This is a genomic window from Microbacterium sp. Au-Mic1, from assembly GCF_021341785.1.
GTDB lineage: Bacteria > Actinomycetota > Actinomycetes > Actinomycetales > Microbacteriaceae > Microbacterium.
Genome location: NZ_JAJTTF010000013.1, coordinates 61,254 through 82,194, shown reverse-complemented (window position 1 = coordinate 82,194; position 20,941 = coordinate 61,254). Strand labels below are relative to the sequence as shown.

General features: G+C 70.6%; 20 protein-coding genes. 7 read left to right on the top strand and 13 right to left on the bottom strand.

From position 1 onward, the window contains the following. Window positions 1-92 precede the first annotated feature (92 nt). Window positions 93-2,624 carry a glycogen/starch/alpha-glucan phosphorylase gene (locus tag LXM50_RS16070; RefSeq protein ID WP_374107840.1) on the bottom strand — a complete coding sequence of 844 codons (2,532 nt, stop codon included), beginning with the start codon at window positions 2,622-2,624 and terminating at the stop codon, window positions 93-95. A 53-nt stretch (window positions 2,625-2,677) separates the two neighbouring features. Here LXM50_RS16070 and LXM50_RS16065 point away from each other — a divergent pair, with 53 nt between their 5' ends. Together LXM50_RS16065 and LXM50_RS16060 are read left to right on the top strand one after the other, a co-directional pair. After that, on the top strand, window positions 2,678-3,520 hold the full coding sequence (locus LXM50_RS16065) for a TipAS antibiotic-recognition domain-containing protein (protein WP_233312479.1): 843 nt from the start codon (window positions 2,678-2,680) through the stop codon (window positions 3,518-3,520). Between the two features lie 164 nt (window positions 3,521-3,684). Continuing rightward, window positions 3,685-5,070: an FAD-dependent oxidoreductase gene (locus LXM50_RS16060; protein ID WP_233312478.1), complete on the top strand. Its 1,386-nt coding sequence runs from the start codon at window positions 3,685-3,687 to the stop codon at window positions 5,068-5,070. A 2-nt stretch (window positions 5,071-5,072) separates the two neighbouring features. Here the strand turns inward: LXM50_RS16060 and LXM50_RS16055 are convergent, their stop codons facing one another. Beyond that, complete coding sequence (locus LXM50_RS16055; RefSeq protein ID WP_233312477.1) at window positions 5,073-5,810, bottom strand: Pr6Pr family membrane protein; 738 nt, start codon at window positions 5,808-5,810, stop codon at window positions 5,073-5,075. A gap of 90 nt (window positions 5,811-5,900) precedes the next feature. On the opposite strand from LXM50_RS16055, the gene LXM50_RS16050 reads away from it, so the two are divergent. Together LXM50_RS16050 and LXM50_RS16045 are read left to right on the top strand one after the other, a co-directional pair. Then, a complete protein-coding gene (locus LXM50_RS16050; RefSeq protein WP_233312476.1) occupies window positions 5,901-6,332 on the top strand; it encodes a CrcB family protein in 432 nt (143 codons plus the stop codon). After that, complete coding sequence (locus LXM50_RS16045; RefSeq protein WP_233312475.1) at window positions 6,329-6,694, top strand: CrcB family protein; 366 nt, start codon at window positions 6,329-6,331, stop codon at window positions 6,692-6,694. The genes LXM50_RS16050 and LXM50_RS16045 overlap by 4 nt, the downstream gene beginning before the upstream one ends. Window positions 6,695-6,713: 19 nt before the next feature. On the opposite strand, the gene ddaH is transcribed toward LXM50_RS16045, so the two are convergent. Further along, window positions 6,714-7,475, bottom strand: a complete 762-nt coding sequence (gene ddaH / locus LXM50_RS16040; RefSeq protein WP_233312474.1) for a dimethylargininase — start codon at window positions 7,473-7,475, stop codon at window positions 6,714-6,716. Window positions 7,476-7,611: 136 nt separating this feature from the next. Here ddaH and LXM50_RS16035 point away from each other — a divergent pair, with 136 nt between their 5' ends. After that, a complete protein-coding gene (locus LXM50_RS16035) occupies window positions 7,612-11,010 on the top strand; it encodes an efflux RND transporter permease subunit (RefSeq protein WP_233312473.1) in 3,399 nt (1,132 codons plus the stop codon). Window positions 11,011-11,032: 22 nt separating this feature from the next. Here the strand turns inward: LXM50_RS16035 and LXM50_RS16030 are convergent, their stop codons facing one another. From LXM50_RS16030 to LXM50_RS16010, 5 genes are all read right to left on the bottom strand, one after another. Further along, window positions 11,033-11,572: a YaeQ family protein gene (locus LXM50_RS16030; RefSeq protein WP_233312472.1), complete on the bottom strand. Its 540-nt coding sequence runs from the start codon at window positions 11,570-11,572 to the stop codon at window positions 11,033-11,035. Window positions 11,573-11,598: 26 nt separating this feature from the next. Then, window positions 11,599-12,897: a serine hydrolase gene (locus tag LXM50_RS16025; protein WP_233312471.1), complete on the bottom strand. Its 1,299-nt coding sequence runs from the start codon at window positions 12,895-12,897 to the stop codon at window positions 11,599-11,601. Window positions 12,898-12,999: 102 nt separating this feature from the next. Then, entirely contained in the window at window positions 13,000-13,494 is a 495-nt protein-coding gene (locus LXM50_RS16020; RefSeq protein ID WP_233312470.1) for a MogA/MoaB family molybdenum cofactor biosynthesis protein, read from the bottom strand. Then, window positions 13,491-13,961 carry a cyclic pyranopterin monophosphate synthase MoaC gene (gene moaC, locus LXM50_RS16015; protein ID WP_233312469.1) on the bottom strand — a complete coding sequence of 157 codons (471 nt, stop codon included), beginning with the start codon at window positions 13,959-13,961 and terminating at the stop codon, window positions 13,491-13,493. Before moaC ends, LXM50_RS16020 begins: the two co-directional genes overlap by 4 nt. A 185-nt stretch (window positions 13,962-14,146) precedes the next feature. Beyond that, a complete protein-coding gene (locus LXM50_RS16010) occupies window positions 14,147-14,404 on the bottom strand; it encodes a MoaD/ThiS family protein (protein WP_233312468.1) in 258 nt (85 codons plus the stop codon). A 91-nt stretch (window positions 14,405-14,495) separates the two neighbouring features. Here LXM50_RS16010 and LXM50_RS16005 point away from each other — a divergent pair, with 91 nt between their 5' ends. Both LXM50_RS16005 and LXM50_RS16000 read left to right on the top strand, forming a co-directional pair. Continuing rightward, window positions 14,496-15,641: a ThiF family adenylyltransferase gene (locus LXM50_RS16005; protein WP_233312467.1), complete on the top strand. Its 1,146-nt coding sequence runs from the start codon at window positions 14,496-14,498 to the stop codon at window positions 15,639-15,641. Continuing rightward, window positions 15,638-16,048: a molybdenum cofactor biosynthesis protein MoaE gene (locus LXM50_RS16000; RefSeq protein ID WP_233312466.1), complete on the top strand. Its 411-nt coding sequence runs from the start codon at window positions 15,638-15,640 to the stop codon at window positions 16,046-16,048. The genes LXM50_RS16005 and LXM50_RS16000 overlap by 4 nt, the downstream gene beginning before the upstream one ends. Window positions 16,049-16,244: 196 nt before the next feature. Here LXM50_RS16000 and moaA read toward each other — a convergent pair whose 3' ends face one another. The 5 genes from moaA to LXM50_RS15975 form a co-directional block, all read right to left on the bottom strand. After that, window positions 16,245-17,297 (bottom strand): GTP 3',8-cyclase MoaA, encoded by a 1,053-nt coding sequence (moaA, locus tag LXM50_RS15995; protein ID WP_233312465.1) that lies wholly within the window; start codon window positions 17,295-17,297, stop codon window positions 16,245-16,247. A 233-nt stretch (window positions 17,298-17,530) separates the two neighbouring features. Next, window positions 17,531-18,631, bottom strand: coding sequence for a sulfate/molybdate ABC transporter ATP-binding protein (locus LXM50_RS15990; protein ID WP_233312464.1), 1,101 nt, complete (start codon window positions 18,629-18,631; stop codon window positions 17,531-17,533). After that, window positions 18,628-19,395, bottom strand: a complete 768-nt coding sequence (locus LXM50_RS15985; RefSeq protein ID WP_233312525.1) for an ABC transporter permease — start codon at window positions 19,393-19,395, stop codon at window positions 18,628-18,630. The genes LXM50_RS15990 and LXM50_RS15985 overlap by 4 nt, the downstream gene beginning before the upstream one ends. A gap of 140 nt (window positions 19,396-19,535) precedes the next feature. After that, on the bottom strand, window positions 19,536-20,351 hold the full coding sequence (gene modA, locus LXM50_RS15980; RefSeq protein ID WP_233312463.1) for a molybdate ABC transporter substrate-binding protein: 816 nt from the start codon (window positions 20,349-20,351) through the stop codon (window positions 19,536-19,538). Further along, window positions 20,348-20,755: a molybdopterin-binding protein gene (locus LXM50_RS15975; protein ID WP_233312462.1), complete on the bottom strand. Its 408-nt coding sequence runs from the start codon at window positions 20,753-20,755 to the stop codon at window positions 20,348-20,350. The genes modA and LXM50_RS15975 overlap by 4 nt, the downstream gene beginning before the upstream one ends. Window positions 20,756-20,941: the final 186 nt, after the last annotated feature.

The following is a 20,941-nucleotide window of genomic DNA, read 5'->3' as shown; positions in this document are numbered from 1 at the left end:
ACCCCCATAGCGCGGCGAGACCCCCACGTGCAGACGTTTACAGGTGGGGGTCTCGACGGCAGGTGGGGGTCTCGACGGCAGGAGGTCGGGGATCAGCGCGTCGGCGGTGTGTGCCAGATCCGGTCGATGTAGTCGCGGATCGAGCGGTCGGAGGAGAAGAAGCCGCAGCGGGCGACGTTGAGGATCGCGGCGCGGGTCCAGGCGTCCTGGTCGGCATAGGCGGCGTCGACCCGCGCCTGGGCGGCGACGTAGGCGGCGTAGTCGGCGAGCACCATGAACCGGTCGTCGTAGAGCAGGTTCGAGACGACCGGCTCGAACACCGAGCGGTCGCCGCCGGAGAACGCCCCGGATGCGATGAGGTCGATCGCACGACGCAGGCCGGCATCCGCCTGGTAGAACGCGGCCGGGTGGTAGCCGTCGTGGCCGAGCCGGTCGACCTCGGGCTCGGTCATGCCGAACAGGAAGAAGTTCTCGTCGCCGACGAGCTCGCGGATCTCGACGTTCGCGCCGTCGTCCGTGCCGATCGTGAGGGCGCCGTTGAGCGCGAACTTCATGTTGCCGGTGCCCGACGCCTCCTTGCCGGCCAGCGAGATCTGCTCGCTGAGATCCGCCGCGGGGATCACGCTCTCGGCCAGCGTGACGTTGTAGTTCGGCGGGAACAGCACCTGCAGGCGGCCGTCGAGGCGCGGATCCGCGTTGACGACGGATCCGACCGCGTTGATCAGGTGGATGATGCGCTTCGCCATCGCATAGCCGGGGGCGGCCTTCGCGCCGAACAGCACGGTGCGCGGCTGCAGCTGATCGAGCGGGAGGCGGCCCGACACGACGCCCTCGTACTCGCTCACGACGTGCAGCACCTTGAGCAGCTGCCGCTTGTACTCGTGCAGACGCTTGACCATCACATCGACGAGATGGCCGTCGCCGACCCGCATCCCGTCGCGCGCCTGCAGCACGTCGTTCAGGCGGCGCTTGTTGTCCGCCTTCACGGCGGCGAAAGACGCACGGAACGAGGCGTCGTCGGCGAACGGCTCGAGCTCGCGCAGCCGCTCCAGATCGGTGATCCAGCCGTCGCCGATCGCGTCGGTGATGAGGGCGGACAGGCCCGGGTTGGCGAGGCGCAGGAAGCGGCGCGGAGTGACGCCGTTGGTCACGTTGGTGAACTTCTGCGGGAAGAACTCGGCGAATGCGGGCAGCACCTTCTCGCGCAGCAGCTGCGAGTGCAGCTCGGCGACGCCGTTGACTCTGCTGCCGGCGACCGTGGCGAGATATGCCATGCGCACCGCGCGCACCGGGAACTCGGCGATGATCGACATGTCGCGGATCCGCATCTCGTCGTCGCCGAAGCGGTCGCGCACGGCGGCGAGGAGGTCCTCGTTGATCCGGTAGACGATCTCCAGGTGCCGCGGCAGCAGCCGGCCCAGCAGCTCGACCGGCCAGACCTCGAGCGCCTCCGGCAGCAGCGTGTGGCAGGTGTAGGCGAAGCACTGCTGCGTCACCGCCCAGGCCGCGTCCCACGCCATGCCCCGTTCGTCGACGAGAACGCGCATGAGCTCGGGCACGGCGATCACCGGGTGGGTGTCGTTTAGCTGGAAGATCACCCGCTCGGGCAGACGGGAGAGGTCGAAGCCCTCCGGGAGCTGCGCGAGGAAGTCGCGGATCGACGCGGCGACGAAGAAGTACTGCTGCTGCAGGCGCAGCTCCTTGCCCTGCGGGGTGGAGTCCTCGGGGTAGAGCACCTTGGAGATGTTCTCCGCGAAGGTCTGCGCCCGCACCGCCTGCTCGTAGTCGCCGGAGTTGAAGATGCGCAGATCGAAGGCGTCGGTGGCCTTGGCGCGCCACAGCCGCAGGGTGTTCACACGCTGGTTCTCGAACCCGGGCACGAGGTAGTCGTAGGGCACGGCGCTGACGTCCCAGCCGGGGATCCATCGCGAGCGGACGGTGCCGCCGTCGTCGAACGTCTCCGTGCGCCCGCCGAACGACACGGTCTGCGCGGCCTCGGGCCGGGGCTGCTCCCACGGAGCACCGAGGGTGAGCCAGGCGTCCGGCTGCTCGACTTGCTGGCCGTCCTCGAAGGTCTGCCGGAAGATGCCGTACTCGTAGCGGATCCCGTAGCCGATGCTGGGCACGCCGAGCGTGGCCAGCGAGTCGACGAAGCACGCGGCCAGGCGTCCGAGCCCGCCGTTGCCGAGCCCGGGCTCGATCTCGTGCCGGCGCAGCTCGTCGAGGTCGATCCCGCACGAGGCCATCGCATCGGCCGCGACGTCGGCGAGGCCCCCGGCGAGCAGGTCGTTGTCGAGCTGATTGCCGAGCAGGTACTCCGCGGACAGATAACAGACGGTCTTGGCCTGCAGGTCGGCCTGCCGGTGCTGGTCGGCCAGCCCGTGCACCATCAGGTAGTCGCGCACGGTGCGCGCCAGTGCGAGATAGCGATCGTTCGTGCTGGCGTCGGCCAGCGTCACGCCGCCGGTGAAGTTCAGGTTGCGCAGGAACTGCGCGGTGAAACCCTCTGCGGTGGGCGGAAGGTCGAGCGCGGGGACGGGTGCGTTCGGGGACGTGGCGTCTGCGGTGGTCACGCGACGAACGTACCGCAGGGTTTCACTCCGTCCTCCCGATGCTCTTGACATTGACGCAACGTCAACTTCTACGGTGGTCATATCGACGACGGAAGGAGGAGCCCATGACGTACCGGGACTGGTCGATTCAGGAGATCGCGCGGCTGACCGGCACGACGAGCCGCACGCTGCGGCACTACGACGACATCGGCCTGCTGCCGCCGACGCGGGTCGCCTCGAACGGCTACCGGCACTACGACCAGGGCGCGCTCCTGCGGCTGCAGCGCATCCTGCTCCTGCGCGAGCTGGGGCTGGGGCTGCCGGCGATCGCCGAGGCGGTCGGGGAGGTCGCGGAGGGATCCGGATCCCCTCGGTCGGCGAACATCGCGATCGAGGCGGCCGCCCTCGAGAAGCACCTCGCGCTGCTGCGCGCAGAGCAGACCAGGCTGTCGCGACAGATCGCGTCGGTCGAGAACACCATCACCACATTGAGAGAAGGAGAGGACCTCATGCCCGAGAACATGTTCGACGGCTTCGACCACACCCAGTACCAGGACGAGGTCGAGACCCGCTGGGGCACCAAGGCCTACGCCGACGGCGACCGCTGGTGGCGCGGGCTGAGCGCGGAGGAGAAGGCGGCGTGGAAGCAGCGCGTCGTCGACCTCGGCGCCGACTGGATCGCGCTCGCCGAGGCGGGCGCGGACCCGGCCTCGCCCGAGGCGCAGGACGTGGCGCGCCGTCACGTCGAGTGGCTCACCGGCATCCCCGGCACACCCGCCTACGGGGCTGCCGGCGACCGCAAGGCCTACGTGATCGGACTCGGCGAGATGTACGTGGCGGACCCGCGCTTCGGTGCGAACTACGCCACCGGTGCCGACCGCGCCGGGACGGAGCGGGGAGCCACGGGCACCGCCGGCGCGGAGTTCGTCCGCGACGCGCTCCGCATCTACGCCGACGGCAACCTGTAATCGGATCCGGATCCCCGGGGTCGTTGAGCGAGGACGCCGCAGGCGACCGAGCCGAAACGCGGCGCTCACGCAAGGGCACGGCGTTTCGTCTCGCTGCTCCTTCGCCGCTGCTCGCTCAACGACCCGGGTGACCTTCCCGACGCCCGGGATAGGCTGGCACCACGATGGGCATCTCGCGGCGAACCCTGCTCGTCGGCGCCGGAGCCGGTGCCGTCGCGGTCGTCCTCGCGGCCTGCACCCCCGGGCCGCAGCCCACGAGGTCGCCCACCACCGCCCCGCCCTCGCCGACGCCGACGGTGCCGCCCGGCGCCGCGCCGGAGCCCACCGCGTGGATGCGCAGCACCTGGTCGACGGACGCGTACTCGCGCGGCGCGATGAGCTATCTGCCGGCCGGGGCGACGCCTCAGCTGCGCACGGATCTCGCGGAGCCGATCGGCGATCGCGTGTTCCTCTCCGGCGAGACGACGGATCCGGATCATCCCGGAACGGTCCCGGGCGCGATCGACGCGGGGCAGCGGGCCGCCGCCCTGGTCATCGCAGCCTCGACGAGCGGCGAGCGCGTCGCCGTGGTCGGCGCCGGTGCCGCCGGGGCCGCCGCCGCACGCGCTCTCACCGACGCGGGGCGCACGGTGACGGTGTTCGAGGCGCGCGAGCGCACCGGCGGGCGGATCCACTCGGTCGCGGACAAGAAGTGGCCGATCCCGGTGCAACTGGGCGCGTGGCTCTCCGCGGGCGAGGAAGCGGGGACGCTGGGCGGCGAGCTGGCCGCGCAGGGCATCCACCGGCTGACGTTCGACACCCCCACGGGCTGGTCGAAGGACGGGGCGGCGCCCGCGGTCGACGAGGCGCCGCTGCGGCACGCGATCGAGCAGGCGGCGAACGCACCGGCCGACATTCCGGTCGACGCCGCACTCAAAGCCGCCGGCGCCGACCCCGCCGATCCGGCGCTCGCCGCGGCGCTCGCGTGGCTGCAGGCCACCACGGGCGCGGATGTGGAGAAGGCGTCGAGCTGGTTCCCGCCGACGTTCGTGCCCGACTCCCTCGTGGGCGCCGACGGCGACGTCGGCGTGCTCGTGAACACTCCCCTCGACGGCATCAAGGTCACACTCGCGTCGCCGGTGACGCGCATCGCCTACGACGACTCGGGAGTGAGTCTGCGCCTGGGCACCGGCGAGTCGCTGTCCTTCGATCGTGTGATCGTGACGGCCCCGCTCGGCGTGCTGCAGCACGGGGCGATCGAGTTCGCCCCGCCGCTGCCGTTCGCGCACCGGGGTGCGATCGCGGCCCTCGCCTCGGGATACGTGGAGACGGTGTGGGTGCAGTTCGACGAGGCGTTCTGGAACGTCGACGCCGACCTGTGGCACGTCGTGGGCGGTGACGCCCCAGTCCGCACCTGGCTGAACCTCCAGCCCGTCACCGGCAGGCCCGTGCTCGTGGGTCTCGTCGGCGGCCCCGAGGCGGAGACCTTCGCGAAGCTCGGAGACGGCGATGCGGAGGCCGTCGTCCGCGAGTCCCTGCGTGTCTTCGTCGCGGCGACGCCCACGCCCTGACCTCAGTGCGGATCCGATCCTTCGGCATCCGCCCGCGACGGTCTCGCCAGATCCGTCCGCGCCATGGTGGGCAACCGGCTCAGCGCCACCAGACCGCTCGCGACCAGGGCGAAGATCGCCAGCGCGATCAGGCAGGTGACGATCATCTCGGGCAGGCCCGACACCTGCCGCGGATCGAGGAAGTAATACGGGTACCAGCCGACCACGCCGCCCCGCCAGATCGTGAAGACGCCCCAGGCGGCGGGGTACAGCAGCACGTAGGGCACGATCCGCCAGGAGGCCGTGCGCCGGCCGGGGCCGAAGACCCAGGCGATGACGGTCCATGCCGGAAGCACGAAATGCAGCACCACGTCGGACCACGGTACCCAGATCGGAATGCCGTGCAGTCCCGCCTGCCAGACGATGAGGGCGAACGCGAGCCCCGCCGTGATGGTCCAGCTCAGCACGACCGCGCGGGCGGTGGTGAGCCAGGCGGGATCCTCCGGCGTGCGCAGCGCGATGATCCCGGCGATCAGGGCGAGGACCGCGAACACGATGTTCGACTCGATCGTGAGGTACGCGAGGAAGTTCTGACCGGCGATGGTCTGCGAGCCCAGACCCCAGAACAGACGGTCCACGAGGGCGACTCCGCACACGGCCGCGGTCAGCAGCCGCGACCAGCCGAAGGCCGACCTCATAGTCACGCGTGCATCGTCCTCCTCGGCCGCATCGGCAGGGCGGCCGGGCAGGTCCCCCGCCACCCGGCCGAGTCTACGTAACCGGGCTGGCAGCAGGGCCAACCGCGTGCCGTTCGTCGAGTGCGCCGGGGCGCGAGGTCTAGGCTGACGGGCGTGAACTCGCCCGTCCCGCTCCGCCTCGCGCTCGTGGTGGTCGGGGGCGTGATCGGCACCGCCGCACGGCTCGGTCTGGGGCTGGCGCTGCCGACGCCGAGCGGTCACGGGCTGTCCGCCGTGCCCTGGGCCACACTCATCGCCAACGTGGTCGGCGCCTTCCTGATCGGCGTGCTCGCCGCGCGGCTGCCCGGCTCGCATGCGGTGCGGGTGCTGCTGGGCACCGGTGTGCTCGGCGGGTTCACCACCTACAGTGCGTTCGCCGTCGGCACGGTGACGCTGTGGCACGCCCAGCCCTGGCTCGCCGCGGCGTATGCGATCGGCAGCGTCGTGCTGGGCATCGGTGCCGCGGCGCTCGGTCTCGGCGCCGGCCGGCCTGGCCGCTGGCGCTGGGCACGCCCCCGCGCGGCGCACACGCAGGCGCACGGATGACCCCGCTCACCTTCCTGTTCGCCGCTCTCTCCGGAGGCGCGGGCGCGGGGCTGCGCTATCTCGTCGACCTCGGGGTCGCCCGCCTCGTCGGCTCGCGGTACCCCTGGGGTGTCCTGGTGATCAACCTCACCGGATCGTTCGCGCTCGGGTTGATCACCGGGGGGTTCCCGGGCGCCGCCTTCATCGTCGGCGCGGGTCTGCTCGGCGGCTACACCACGTTCAGCACCGCCATGCTCGACACCGTCGCGCTCTGGCGGGACGGATCCTCGCGCGCAGCCGCGTTCAACGCCGCCGGGATGCTGCTGCTCGGGATCCTCGCCGCGATCGCCGGGCTCGCGCTCGGCGCGGCCATCGCCGGCTGAGGCCGGGGCCGGGTCCGGCTCAGTCCCGCACGCGCACCGACAGGCAGGTCACGCAGCCTTCGAGCTTCTCGAACTCGGAGACGGGGGTCTCGATCACCGTGAGGCCGCGATCCCGGAAGAGCTGCGCGCTCTGCGGGGCATCGGCCGACATCAGCACCGTGTTCTCGTCGAGCACGACGACGGCCGTGCCGTGCTCCTCCGGCACCGCGAGGAACTGCGGGTAGATCGTCGGGTCGTCGACGAGCGGCGGATAGCCGATCACGGTGCCGTCGGGCAGGGCGGTGACGCCGCTCTTCAGGTGCAGCACCTTGGTGACCTCGACCGGGACGACGGTCCAGCCGCGCGGGGCGAGCAGCGCGTCCATCTGCCGGATCCCCTCGGCGTTCGTGCGCAGGGTCTGCCCGACGTAGACCGTGCGGCCGACCTTGAGCACGTCTCCGCCGTCGAGCGTTCCGGGCGCCTCGATCGCGGCGAACTCGATGCCCGCCTTCTCGAGGGCCGCACGGGTCGTGTCGATCTCGCCGCGCCGCGAGTCGGCGCCGGGCCGGGTGAGCAGGGCGATGTCGCCGAACATGACCACGGTGTCCTCGACGAACACCCCGTCGGCGTGCGCGTCGTCGGGATCGATGTCGATCACGTCCCAGCCGAGGGAGCGGTACACCTCGACGTAGGCCTCCCACTGCCGCAGTGCGAGTTCCGGATCCACCGGGACCCGCTCGAGGTGCGTGAGCTCGCCTTCGGCGAGGCGGGGCGAAGGACGGCGGACGAGGAGGCGCGACATCGTCCCAGAATAGACGGGGCGGTCGGGCGGGAGATCTCGATACACGAACGCATCTAGACTCATCACGTATTCGGGGTCACCCCGTGCCGCAGGCTGCGCACCGGCCGTCCGCACGCACTGATCGAGAGGATCCGACGTGTCCACACTCGCCGTCCTGAGCCTGCGCAACCGCGCCCTGATCGCGCTCATCACGATCGTCGCCGCCGTGTTCGGCGGCCTCGCGCTCACGAACCTGAAGCAGGAGCTGATCCCGTCGATCGAGTTCCCGCAGCTCGCGATCGTCGCCAGCTACCCCGGCGCCTCGCCCGAGGTCGTCGAGCACGACGTGTCCACCCCGATCGAGACGGCGATCCAGGGCGTCCCTGGCCTGGACACCTCGACCGCGACGAGCACGACGAACTCCTCCGTGATCCAGGCGTCCTTCGCCTACGGGACCAACCTCGCGACGGCCGAACAGAAGATCAACCAGGCGATCGGTCGGATCAAGTCGCAGCTGCCCGACGGCGTGGATCCGCAGGTCATCACGGCGTCGATCGACGACTTCCCCGTGATCCAGGTCGCGGTCACCGGCTTCTCCGACGCGGAGGCGGCGCAGCAGCGCCTCACGAACACGATCATTCCGAAGATCGAGCGGCTCAAGGGCGTCAACGCGGCTTCGCTCGTCGGCGGCCAGGGCAAGCGCCTCACGATCACGCCCGACACCACCGCCCTGCTGGCGGCGGGGCTCTCCTCGAGCGCGATCAAGGATGCGCTGCAGCAGAACGGCACCCTGTTCCCGGGCGGGTCGATCACGGAGAACGACAACACGCTCACCGTGCAGACGGGGGAGAAGCTCACCAGCGTCGAGCAGGTGCAGGCGATCCCGCTGATCCCGACGGCGGCGACGCCCGGCGCACCCGCGGCGGCCCCCACCACGATCGGGGCCGTGGCGAAGGTCGAGATCGACGGGGATCCGGTCACCTCGCTCTCTCGTGTCGACGGCAAGACCGCGCTCACGATCGCAGTGACCAAGCTGCCGTCGGCGAACACGGTCGACGTGTCGAAGGCCGTCACCGCGCTGATCCCGCAGCTCAAGAAGGACCTGCCGGGCGCGACGTTCACCACGGTGTTCGACCAGGCGCCGTTCATCCAGCAGTCGATCGAGTCGCTCGCTCAGGAGGGGCTGCTGGGCCTGCTCTTCGCCGTGCTCATCATCCTGGTCTTCCTGCTCTCGGTGCGCTCGACCCTGGTCACCGCGATCTCGATCCCGACCAGCGTGCTCATCACGTTCATCGGGATCCAGGCCTTCGGCTACTCGCTCAACATCCTCACGCTCGGCGCGCTCACGATCGCGATCGGCCGCGTCGTCGACGACTCGATCGTCGTGATCGAGAACATCAAGCGGCACTACGTGCAGGGCGCCGACAAGAAGACCGCGATCCTCAGCGCCGTGCGCGAGGTCGCGATGGCGGTCACCGCCTCGACCATCACCACGGTCGCCGTGTTCCTGCCGATCGCCTTCGTCGGCGACATGACCGGGGAGCTGTTCCGACCGTTCGCCCTCACGGTGACCATCGCGATGACGGCGTCGCTGCTCGTCGCCCTCACGATCGTGCCGGTGCTCGCGTACTGGTTCCTGCGCCCGGGCAAGCCGCTGCTCGGCCCGGACGGCCACGCGATCGACCCCGAGCACGAGGACGCCCCGCCGAACTGGCTGCAGCGCCGCTATCTGCCGATCCTGCGCTGGACGCTCAAGCACTCGTGGACCACGCTGGTGCTCGCGGTCGTCGTGCTCATCGGCACGATGGCGGCCGCCCCGCTGATGAAGATCAACTTCCTCGGATCCAGCGGCCAGAACACCTTCACGATGACCCAGTCTCTGGGCCAGGCGCCGAGCCTCGAGGCCGAGGACACCGCGGCGCAGAAGGTCGAGGAGGCGATCAAGGACATCCACGGCATCAAGACCGTGCAGGTCTCGATCGGATCCAGCGGATCCGCCCTGCGGGACGCGTTCTCCGGTGGCGGCGCCGGCATCACCTACTCGATCACGACGGATCCGTCCGCGAATCAGGAGACCGTGCAGGCCGATGTCCGCGCCGCCGTGAAGAAGCTCGACGGTGTCGGCGACATCACGATCGCGGCCTCGGAGGGCTTCGGATCCAGCGACATCCAGGTGAAGATCACCGCGCCGGACGAGAAGACCCTCACCACGGCGACCGATGCGCTGGTGACCGAGCTCAAGGGCTCGGCCGGTGTGAACCAGGTCACCAGCAACCTCTCCGCCTCCCTCCCGTACATCTCCGTGCAGGTCGACCGCGCTGCCGCGGCGAAGGCGGGGCTCAGCGAGGTCGCGGTCGGCGGGATCGTCTCGCAGGCGATGCGCCCGCAGCAGATCGGATCCGTGGAGATCGACGGATCCTCGCTCACCGTCTACCTGCAGAGTGCGAACCCGCCGACCACGGTCGACGAGCTGAAGGCGCTCACCGTCCCGAGTCGCGCGGGCCTGATCCGGCTCGATGCGATCGCGACCGTGCAGCAGAGCGAGAGCCCGGCGTCGGTCACGACCCAGCGCGGACAGCGCACCGCGACCGTCTCGGTCACCCCGAAGGGGAACGACCTGGCGAGTGCCTCGGCCTCGGTGTCGAAGGCGATCACGAACGCCAAGCTCCCCTCGGGGGCCGACGCATCGCTCGGCGGCGTGGTCACGCAGCAGCAGGACGCGTTCGGCCAGCTCGGACTGGCGATGCTCGCGGCGATCCTCATCGTCTACATCGTGATGGTGGCGACCTTCAAGTCGCTGCGCCAGCCGATCCTCCTGCTGAGCTCGGTGCCGTTCGCGGCGACCGGCGCGATCCTGCTGCAGATCGCGACCGGCGTGCCGCTCGGCGTCGCCTCCCTCATCGGTGTGCTCATGCTCATCGGCATCGTGGTCACGAACGCGATCGTGCTCGTCGATCTCGTGAACCAGTACCGCGAGAAGGGGATGAACGCGCACGACGCCACGATCGCGGGCGGATCCCGGCGTCTGCGCCCGATCCTGATGACCGCGCTCGCCACGATCTTCGCGCTCACCCCGATGGCCCTCGGCATCACCGGGCACGGCGGTTTCATCTCGCAGCCGCTCGCGATCGTCGTGATCGGCGGTCTCGTGTCCTCGACCGTGCTCACGCTGCTCGTGCTGCCGACGCTCTACAACCTCGTCGAGGGGGCGAAGGAGCGCCGGGCGGCGAGGCGCGCGGCGAAGGCCGGCGGATCACCGGACGGCACGGACACCTCGGATCCGGGCACCCCGACGGCACCGGAAGCGCCCTCGGGCAACGGGTCTCCGGCCGCGGCGGAGCAGGGGAGCGAGCCGTCCGCGGTCGCGGACGAAGCAGCAGGAGAAGCGGTCGCCTCGGCGTCCCCCGTGGCGGCGCCTGCGGCAGATCCGTCCGAACCGCCGACCTCGACCTCGCAGTTGTCCGCCATCGCGGCGGCCTACGTGGAAGGCGCGGAGTCCCCCGCGCATCACCCCACCCGGCGCGAGCTGCGCGAGCACGGCCTGTCCGACGTCTGAGCCCGCGGCGCGGGGCAGGACCTCAGCCGAGCTCGTGCTCGTGGATCGCCGTCGTCAGGCTCGTGCCGTTGAGGTCGAGGTAGAGCGTGCGCTCGGTGACGGTCATGGTGACGCTGTTGCGGCGCTCCAGCAGGGGCACCGCTGACTCGATGAAGCCCGGATCGAAGCTGTAGACGCGGATGTGCTCGGCGCGGTGGATCCGCTTGCCCTCCCACGGCGCCATGACCTTGGCCGGATCCCGATGCGTGTACACGACGGTGCGCTCGGCCAGCCGGGATCCGTAATGCAGGCGCTCGGCATCGGGGGCGCCGACCTCGATCCAGCCGGTGGTGCGCCCGGTGAGGTCGCGCACGACCACGGCGGGCTCCTCCGTGCTGGAGAGCCCCTCGCTGAAGGCGATGCCCGCGGCGAACTCCAGCCCGTAGGCGAGCAACCGGGTCAGCATGTAGGCGTCGGTCTCGGACGGGTGCCGCGCGACGCGCAGCGAGTAGTCCTCGTAGACGCCGCGGTCGGTGTCCGCCAGTTGCACGTCGAACGTGTGGATCGTCGCCCCGATAGCCATAGGCGTCCCACCTTACGCGGCCGGGCTCAGGGGGCTCCCTCGACGGCGCGTCCAAGGGCTGCGGCCACGGCGTAGAAGATCGAGTCCGCGGGAGTGATCCCGGCGGCCCCCACGGGATGATCGCTGTTGACCTCGACGACCACCGTCGTGTCCGTGCGGGTGTCGTAGTACAGGGCCGTGTTGTATCCGGGCACCTGTCCGTTGTGACCGAGCCAGCCCTGCACGCAGTTCAGCCCGATGCCGTATCCCGCCGGGGTGGGGAAGGAGGACAGACGCGCGATCTGCGCATCCCGGGGGAGCAGGTCCTGTCCGGTGCCGAGGGCGCGGCCGTACACGAGCAGGTCGTCGACGGTGCTGACGATCTCGCCGGAGGCGCCCGCCTGGGACACGTTCCACGCGGTGGAGTCCCGGATCGGCGCGTTCCCGCTGATGGTGTCGTCGACGATTCCGAGGCTGGTGTATCCGTGCGCGTGCGGCTCGGGCAGGACGGCGGAGGCCAGCGGGTACGAGGTGTGGGTCAGCCGGAGCGGATCGAAGATCCTCCGCTGAAGCTCCTCGGCGAGAGGGTGCCCGGTGATCTTCTCGATGACCTCCCCGAGCAGCACGGTGTTGGTGTTGGAGTAGTGGAACTCGGCGCCGGGTGCCGAGGTGCGCGGCATCGCGAACGCCGTCGCCAGCCGCTGATCGACCGTCCAGATGATGCTGTAGTCGGTCAGGTACAGCTTCATGAACTCGAGATCGTCGGTGTAGTTGGCGATGCCGCTGGTCATGTTCGCCAGCTCGAGGATCGTGATCTCGGATCCGTGCGGCACATTCGGCACGTAGTCGCTGATCGGATCACTCAAAGACAGCTTCTTCTGCGAGACCAGCTGCATGATCACCGTGGTCGTGAACGTCTTCGTCACCGATCCGATGCGGTGGTAGACGTCGGGGGTCAGGGGTTCCTTCGTCGTCAGGTCCGAGACGCCGTAGGCGTTGACCCAGGTGCCCTGCGGGGAGCGCACCGCGACGACTGCGCCGGGCGCAGCCGTCGCCACGAACGCCGCAGCGGCCGCAGTGTCGAGCGACGTGGACTGCGCCGAAGGCAGCTTCCCGGTGGCTGCGGCGACTTGCGTACGGTCGATCACCGATCCGGGATCCGGGACGCACGCCGAGGGATCGACCGCAGGTGAAGACGGCGGACGGGTGGAGGGCGGTGGCGTCGTCCCGTTCGCGGTGCACCCGGTCACGGTGAGCAGGGCGCCCACCAGCACCGCCAGGAGAGCTGCGCGCCCGTGATGGTGGAGTCGTGGTGCCCTGGCGTGCAGGTGCTGCGCGTCGATCATGGGAGAGACCGCCCCTCATCGCTGAGAGCGGTGCCCCAGCGCTGCCCTCTGAGCACACTGTAGGGGGTGCGCGCGGGCTGCGTCGATGGCGGAGTGCCGGTGTCAGCGGTGGTCGCCGCGGCCGCTCAGCTGTGCCAGCAGATGATCCAGGATCGGATCCAGCACCGCGAGGCCGTCGCGCACGCCGCCGCGCGAGCCGGGGAGGTTCATCACGACGGTGCGCCCCGCGACTCCGGCGACTCCGCGGGTGAGCAGGGCCATCGGGGTCGCGGCGAGGCCACGGCGACGCAGCTCCTCCATGAGGCCGGGGATCTCCCGGTCGAGCAGCGCGGCGGTCGCCTCGGGGGTACGGTCATCCGGCGAGAGCCCGGTGCCTCCTGTCGTGAGCAGCAGATCCGGAGCACCGTCGAGTGCGGCCGCGAGCGCCTCCGCCACGGAGGCGTCGGCGGTGACGACCGGATCGCCGACCGCGAATCCGCGCTCGGCCAGCCACGCGCGGATGACGGGCCCGGTCTCATCGGTGTACACGCCCGCCGAGGCTCGGGTCGACACCACGAGCACGGTCGCGGACCTGGTGGACGACGGCTCCGTGGTCACTCCGCGGTCCAGTCGCCGCTCTTGCCGCCGGACTTCGCGAGCACGCGGATGTCGCCGATCACGGCGTGCTTGTCGACGGCCTTGATCATGTCGTAGAGGGTGAGCGCCGCCACAGTGGCGGCCGTGAGCGCCTCCATCTCGACCCCGGTGACGCCCTTCGTGACCGCCGTGGCGAGGATGCGCACCCGGTCGCCCTCGGGCACGAGGTCGATCTCGACGCGGCTCAGCGGCAGCGGGTGGCAGAGGGGGATGAGCGTCGAGGTCTGCTTCGCCCCCATGATCCCTGCGATGCGGGCAGTGCCGAGCGCCTCGCCCTTGGGCAGCGTGCCGTCCGCGATCTTCGCCACGACGTCGGCCGTCGTCTGCAGCACGGCCTGTGCTCGCGCTTCACGGCGCGTGACGGCCTTGTCGGTCACGTCCACCATGTGCGCGGATCCATCGGCCCGCAGGTGGGTCAGATCGCTCATGCTCGTCTCCTCCGGCTCTTGTCTTCCCACTACGGCCCCAGATCACCGAGCTTGTCACGTTTCGCCGACGGATCCGCCGGTAATCTCGGCCAGACGGGACATCGTCGGCGATTCGGGACCCGATCCGCGGGATCCAGACGGGCATGGGCGTCCCGGGGTGCGTCGGCGGAACGGATTCGCCGAACTCAGCCGCCGGCGAACGGCGGCAGGATGTCGACCGTCTCGCCGAGGGGGCGGGAGTCGTCGCGGCTGACGGTGCCGTCGACGAGGAACGAACCGGACTTCAGCACCTTCGCCATCGGAGCGCCATAGCGTCCGAGCAGCTCCGCGCGCAGGGCGCCCACCGTCGACAGGGCGCTGCCGGCATCGACGGTCAGCTGCTCCTGATCGCGTCCTGCTGCCTCGGCGGCCGCGGCGAAGTACCGCACGGTGATGGTGGCCATGTCCTCAATCTTACCCGTATCGCGGAAAATAGCATCCGCATCATGGAAAGCAGGCGGTCCAGCGAGGGGTTCCCCGCGTACACTCGATCCTATGATCGCGCTCGTCGAGCCGGGGCCGGAACTGCCGCCCGAACACATCGCCCGGTACAGCCGCCAGCTCATGCTGCCCGGCTTCGGCGAGACGGCGCAGCGACGTCTGCGCGCGGCCCGCGTGCTCGTGATCGGTGCCGGCGGCCTCGGCAGCGCCCTCGTCCCTGCGCTCGCCGGAAGCGGTGTCGGCACGATCGGAGTGATCGACGACGACGTCGTGGAGCTGTCCAACCTTCATCGCCAGCTCAGCCATGGTGTGGACGACATCGGGCGATCCAAGGTCGGCTCGCTCGCCGACACCGTGCGCGACATCGATCCAGGGATCCTGGTGCGCCCGTACCGGGAACGTGCGACCGCCGAGACGCTGCCGGGGATACTCTCCGAGTACGACCTCCTCGTCGACGGCAGTGACAACTTCCCGACCCGGTACCTCGGGGACGACGCCGCGCGCCTCGCGGGGAAGCCCCTGGTCTGGGGATCCATTCTGCGCTTCCAGGGCCAGGTGGGTGTGGCCGTGCCCGAGGTCGGCTTCCGCGATCTGTTCCCCGCGCCGCCGGCCGCGGGCGAGGTGCTCTCGTGCGAGCTCGGCGGGGTGCTCGCGAGCCTGTGCACGGCGATCGGATCGTTCATGGCGACCGAGGTCGTGAAGCTCATCACGGGCATCGGCGAGCCCCTGGTCGGCCGCGTGCTGTTCTACGACGCGCTCACCGCGCGCACCCGTGAGATCGGGTTCGATCGGGCCGAGGACGCCCCGGCCGTCACCGATCTCGTCGATTACGAGCTGTTCTGCGGCACCGGCCCCGACAAGGACGCCGAGGACGCCGCGGCGCTGTCGGCTGCCGAGGTGCTGCGGCTGCAGCGCGAGGACGGCGTGCGGCTGCTCGACGTGCGCGAGCCGCACGAGACTCTGCTGCGGGGGATCCCCGGCGCCGGCACGCTGCCGCTCGGTGCGCTCGAGGGCGGCGCCGCGATCCCCGCGTTCCCCGAGTCGAGCGCGGGGCCTCTCGTCGTGTTCTGCGAGAAGGATCCGCGCTCGCGGCGTGCGGTGCAGATGCTGCGCGAGCGCGGCATCGAGGCGCGCTACCTCGTGGGCGGGATCGGAGCATTCGCCGCCGTGGGCGGAACGACGGAAGGGGCGGGCGCATGAGCGAACGCGCGATCATCAGCGACCAGCCGCTGGACGAGGCGGTCATCCGTGCGGCGGTGGGCGACGCGGCCCACGGAGCGACGGTGATGTTCTGCGGCATCGTGCGCGATCACGACGGGGGTCAGTCCGTGCGCTCGCTGGACTACCGCGCGCACCCCGACGCGGAGCGCTTCCTCGAGGAGATCGTGGAGCGCGTGACGGCGGAGACGGGGCTGCTCGTCGCGGCCGCGCACCGGGTCGGCGACCTCCGCATCGGCGACGTCGCCCTGTTCGCCGCGGCATCGGCGGGCCACCGCAAGGAGGCGTTCGAAGCGTGCGAGCACCTGGTCGAGGAGATCAAGCGCGGGGTGCCGATCTGGAAGCGCCAGCACTACGTCGACGGCGTGTCGGAGTGGGTCGGGCTCTGAGCCGAGTCCGGCGCGGTCACTCCCGCCGTCGGTGCTGGCTGGGGCGGTGCTCCCGGGGTCATCGCTCCCGGGGTCGTTGAGCGAGCCCCGAGCGGAGCGAGAAGCAAGACGAAACGGCGGTGCTCTCGCGAGAGTGCGGCGTTTCGTCTCGGTCGGCTTCGCCGTCCTCGCTCAACGACCCCGGGGCTGGGGAGGCTCAGCCTCCGATGTAGCTCATCTCGATGCGGTGCCGGTCGGCGCGCAGCTCGGGAGTGAGGCTCCCGCGGATCTCGGAGTAGCGGTCGTCGCGCACTCCCCAGATCCGCGCGAGGGTCGCCGCGAGCTCGGCGTCGTCGGCGCCGCCGCGCAGCAGTGCGCGCAGGTCATGCCCCTCGGTCGCGAACAGGCACGTGAACAGGCGTCCCTCGGTGGAGAGACGGGCGCGGTTGCAGGTGCCGCAGAACGCGTTCGTGACCGATGAGATCACGCCGATCTCACCGGATCCGTCGACATAGCGCCAGCGCTTCGCGGTCTCGCCGGTGGCGGCCGGAGCGATGGGCTCGAGCGGGAAGCGCGCATCGATGGTCGCCACGATCTCAGCCGAGGGGACGACCTCGTCCAGGCTCCAGCCGTTCGTGGCGCCGACGTCCATGTACTCGATGAAACGCAGCACGTGACCGGTGCCGCGGAAGTGCTCGGCGAGGCTCAGGATCTCGCTGTCGTTGACGCCGCGCTTGACCACGGTGTTGAGCTTCACGGGCATGCCGGCGGCCTGTGCCGCGTCGATACCCTGCAGTACGCGCGCAACAGGGAACTCGACGTCATTCATCCGCCGGAACAGCTGATCATCCAGAGAATCGATGGAGACGGTGATGCGATCGACGCCCGCGTCCTTGAGAGCTTCCGCCTTGACGGCGAGGGCGGATCCGTTCGTCGTCAGCGCGATCTCGGGCTTGGTGCCGTCGAGGGTGCGCAACGCCGCGAGCCGGGCGACAAGATCCTCGATCCCGCGACGCAGCAGCGGCTCCCCGCCGGTGAGGCGCAGCTTGCGGACGCCGTTCGCGAGCGCGGCCCGGGCGATCCGCTCGATCTCCTCGAAACTGAGCAGTTCATGCCGTTCCAGGAATGCATAGTCGCGACCGAAGACCTCGCGCGGCATGCAATAGACGCAGCGGAAGTTGCACCGGTCGGTGACCGAGATCCGCAGGTCGCGCAACGGGCGATCGCGGGCGTCGAGGACACCGGACGACGGCAGCCGCGTGGGGGGCATCGCTGGGCCTCCTTTCGAGGGGCAACCGTAGCACCGGCGTGAGGGAGCAGGATCCGGATGAAGGCATTTCGGGGTCGTTGAGCGAGGACGCCGCAGGCGACCGAGACGAAACGCGGCGATCTCGCAGGGGACCGCGTTTCGTCTCACTCCTCGCGCAGACCCGCACTGAGCGAGCGCAGCGAGTCGAAGTGTCGGTGTTCGCTCAACGCCCCGGAGGGTTCGCCGGTGCTCGCTCAGCGACCCCGAGGGGGCTCGGCGCGCACCGACACATCGGCATCGTCGATGCGGAACGCGAGGCGCTGCCCGGGGTGCAGCCCGAGTGCGACGGCATGCGTGGACGGGCAGTCGACGGCGACGCCGGGATGCTCGGCCGTGCGCAGACGGATCCCGCCGGGGATGGGATCCAGTTGCGTCACCCGACCCATCCAGTGGTTCGGATCGGTGGCGGATCCGGCATCGGCGCGCTCCTGGAGCGGCTCCGTCCGCACGGATCCCGGCGCGAACACGGCGCTGCCGGTCTCGCCGACGCCCAGCGCATCGCCGTGCCCGCGCAGCATGAGCCCGCCCGCGTGCACGACGTCGCCGTCGGCGCCGACCGCTTCGAGGCGGTTCACGCCGGCGAGCGCCGCCACGAATTCCGTGCGTGGGTGCCCCAGCACCTCGGCGGTGCTGCCGCCCTGCACCACAGCGCCGTCGTGCATCACCAGCGTGCGCGCGGCGAGGATCAGCGCGTCCATCGGGTCGTGCGTGACGAGCAGGATCGGGATCGCGGGGTTCTGGCCCTGCTGCGCGGCGATGAGCCGCCGCGCCTGTGCGGCGGAGGGGGCGTCGAGCGCGGCGAACGGCTCGTCCAGCAGCAGGGCGTCGGGCTCGGCGGCGAGGGCGCGCGCGATCGCGGCCCGTTGCTGCTGTCCGCCGGAGAGCTCGGCGGGGCGACGCGCGGCGAGACCACCCAGCCCGACCTCCTCCAGCCGCATCGAAGCGCGACGACGGGCCTCGGCCCGCGGAACCCCTTGTGCGCGCGGTCCGAACGCGACGTTCTCGCGTATGGACAGGTGCGGGAACAGCAGCGGGCGCTGGCCGAGCAGTGCGATGCGGCGCCGGGACGGCGGCACGTGAGTCCCGCGCGGCGCACCGGGACCGGCAGGGGCGTCGAGCACGCGGTCGCCGACGACGACGGAGCCCGCGGCGGGCAGGAGTCCGGCGATCGCGTTCAGCAGCGTCGACTTGCCGGATCCGTTCGGTCCGATCACGGCGAGGATCTCACCCGGCTGCGTTTCGAAGGCCGCGGACATCGCGAACGCGCCGCGACGGGTGTGCACATCGACCCTCATCGCACGCTCCCCGCTCGCCACCCGCGCACCAGCACGAGCACCGCGAGGGCGACGAGGATCAGCAGGAGCGAGAGCGCGATCGCCGTGTCCTCCTCGACCCCGGCGCCGTTGAACGCCGTGTAGATCGCGAGCGGCATGGTGCGGGTCACCCCGGCGGCGTTGCCGGCGAACAACGCGGTCGCCCCGAACTCGCCGAGCGCCCGCGCGAAGCACAGCACGGTGCCGGCGAGGAGCCCGGGGGCGGCGAGCGGCAGCGTCACCCGGCGGAACACGGTGAACCGGCTGGCCCCGAGCCCTGCCGCGACCCGCTCGTGCTCGGTGCCGATCGCCCGCAGCGCGCCCTCGATCGAGATCACCAGGAACGGCAGCGCCACGAACGCCTGCGCGATGACCACGGCCGTGGTTGTGAACGGGATCCTGATGCCTGCGACGGCGAGGGCTCCGCCGAGCAGGCCGTTGCGCCCGAGCAGGGCGAGCAGCGCGATGCCTCCGACGAGCGGGGGCAGGACGAGCGGCAGCGTGGTCAGCGTGCGCAGCACCGAGGCCAGCCATCCGGGGCTGCGCGCCATGGCGACCGCGAGAGGCACGCCGAGGATTGCGCAGATCACGGTCGCGATCGCGGCAGTGGTCAGCGAGAGCCCGAGCGCCTGCAGCGCGGCCGGCGAGGTGATCGCCGCCGGGACCGTCGCCCAATCCAGCCGCACCAGCAGTGCGATGAACGGCAGCACCAGCAGCAGCACCGCGACGATCGCGGGGATCAGCAGCCAGGCGGGAAGGCTCTCGCCGCGCCGGCGCTGGGCGGACGGGAGAGCCGCCGATGCGGTGTGCGGGGTCGGGGAGTCGCCGCGCGCGGCCGTCGTCGACGACGACACGACCGCGCGCGGGTCCCTCCGGCCCCCCGTTCTCATGCGCCGCCGAACCCGAGATCCTTGAGGATCTTCTGCCCCTTGTCGGACTGCACGAACTTCTGGAACGCGGTCGCGGCCTCGGCGTTCTTCGAGGCCTTCAGCACCGTGATCGGGTACTTGTTGATCGCCTTGTCGGCGCCGGCGATCGCGATGCCGGTCACCGCGGAGCCCGCGGCCTTGACGTCGGTGGTGTAGACCAGGCCCGCATCGGCCTCGCCGGCCTTGACCTTGGCGAGCACCGCGGTCACGTTCTGCTCCTCGCTGACCGGGGCCGCCGTCACTCCCGCGGCGTCGAGGAGCGTCTTCGCGGCGTTCCCGCAGGGCACCGCGGGGGCGCACAGCACGAGCTTGAGCGCCGGGTCGGTGAGCGAGGTCAGATCCTTCACCTTCAGCGGGTTGCCGGGTGCGACGGCGATCTGCAGCACGTTCGTGGTGAAGACCGGGGCGTCACCGGCGAGCCCCGCCTGGGTGACCTTGTCCATGTTCTTCTGATCGGCCGAGGCGAACACGTCGACCGGGGCGCCCTCGATGATCTGCGTCGCGAGCGTCGAGGACCCGTCGTAGGTGATCGGGTTGACGTGCACCTTCGGGTTCTCCGCCTCGAACTCGGTGGTGATCTGGTCGAAGGCCTTGCTCAGCGAGGCGGCGGCGAACACGGTCAGCTCGCCGCTCACCGTCGAGGCCGCGGCGGTCGGGGTGGGCGTCGGCGTCGCGGCGGGCGACGAGCCCGAGCACGCGGTCAGGGCGAGCGACGCGGCGAGGGCCGTGGCGGCGAGCGCGGAAAGGCGGAACGGCAGGGGGGAGCGGGTCATCGTGACTCGGTCCTTTCGGTTTCGATGATCATCATGGTGGCTTTGGTGACGGCGACGGCTTTGCTTCCGACCTCGAGGCCGAGCTCGGTCGCAGCCTCGGCGCTCATGAGCGACACGATGCGGTGCGGTCCGCTCTGCAGCTCGATCTGCGCCATGAGGCCCTCCACGCGCACGGCGGTGACGAGACCGACGAAGCGGTTGCGCGCGCTGCGCAGCACGTTGCCGCCCGGATCGGGTTGGCCGGCAAGCGCCTGGGCTCGTTCGGCGAGCTCCGCGCCGGGCACGATCTGGTGTCCGGAATCGTCCTTGGAGACGGTGAGGATCCCCTCGGCCGCCCAGCGGCGGATGGTGTCGTCGCTGACGTCGAGAAGGCGTGCTGCCTCACTGATCCGAAAATGCGTCATGGAAGGGATGATAGCGCCGCGAATGCGGAGTTGTGACCATCTTTACCGCAATGTGGAATGTGAGTTCCAAAAAATCATGGACGCGGACAGGGATCGCTGTTATCGTCATTCCAGCCCGAGGCCGCAACAGCCGTCTCGGGTGGGATGACAACCTAGCGGTTCGACGTACTTATCTCGAGGAAGGGC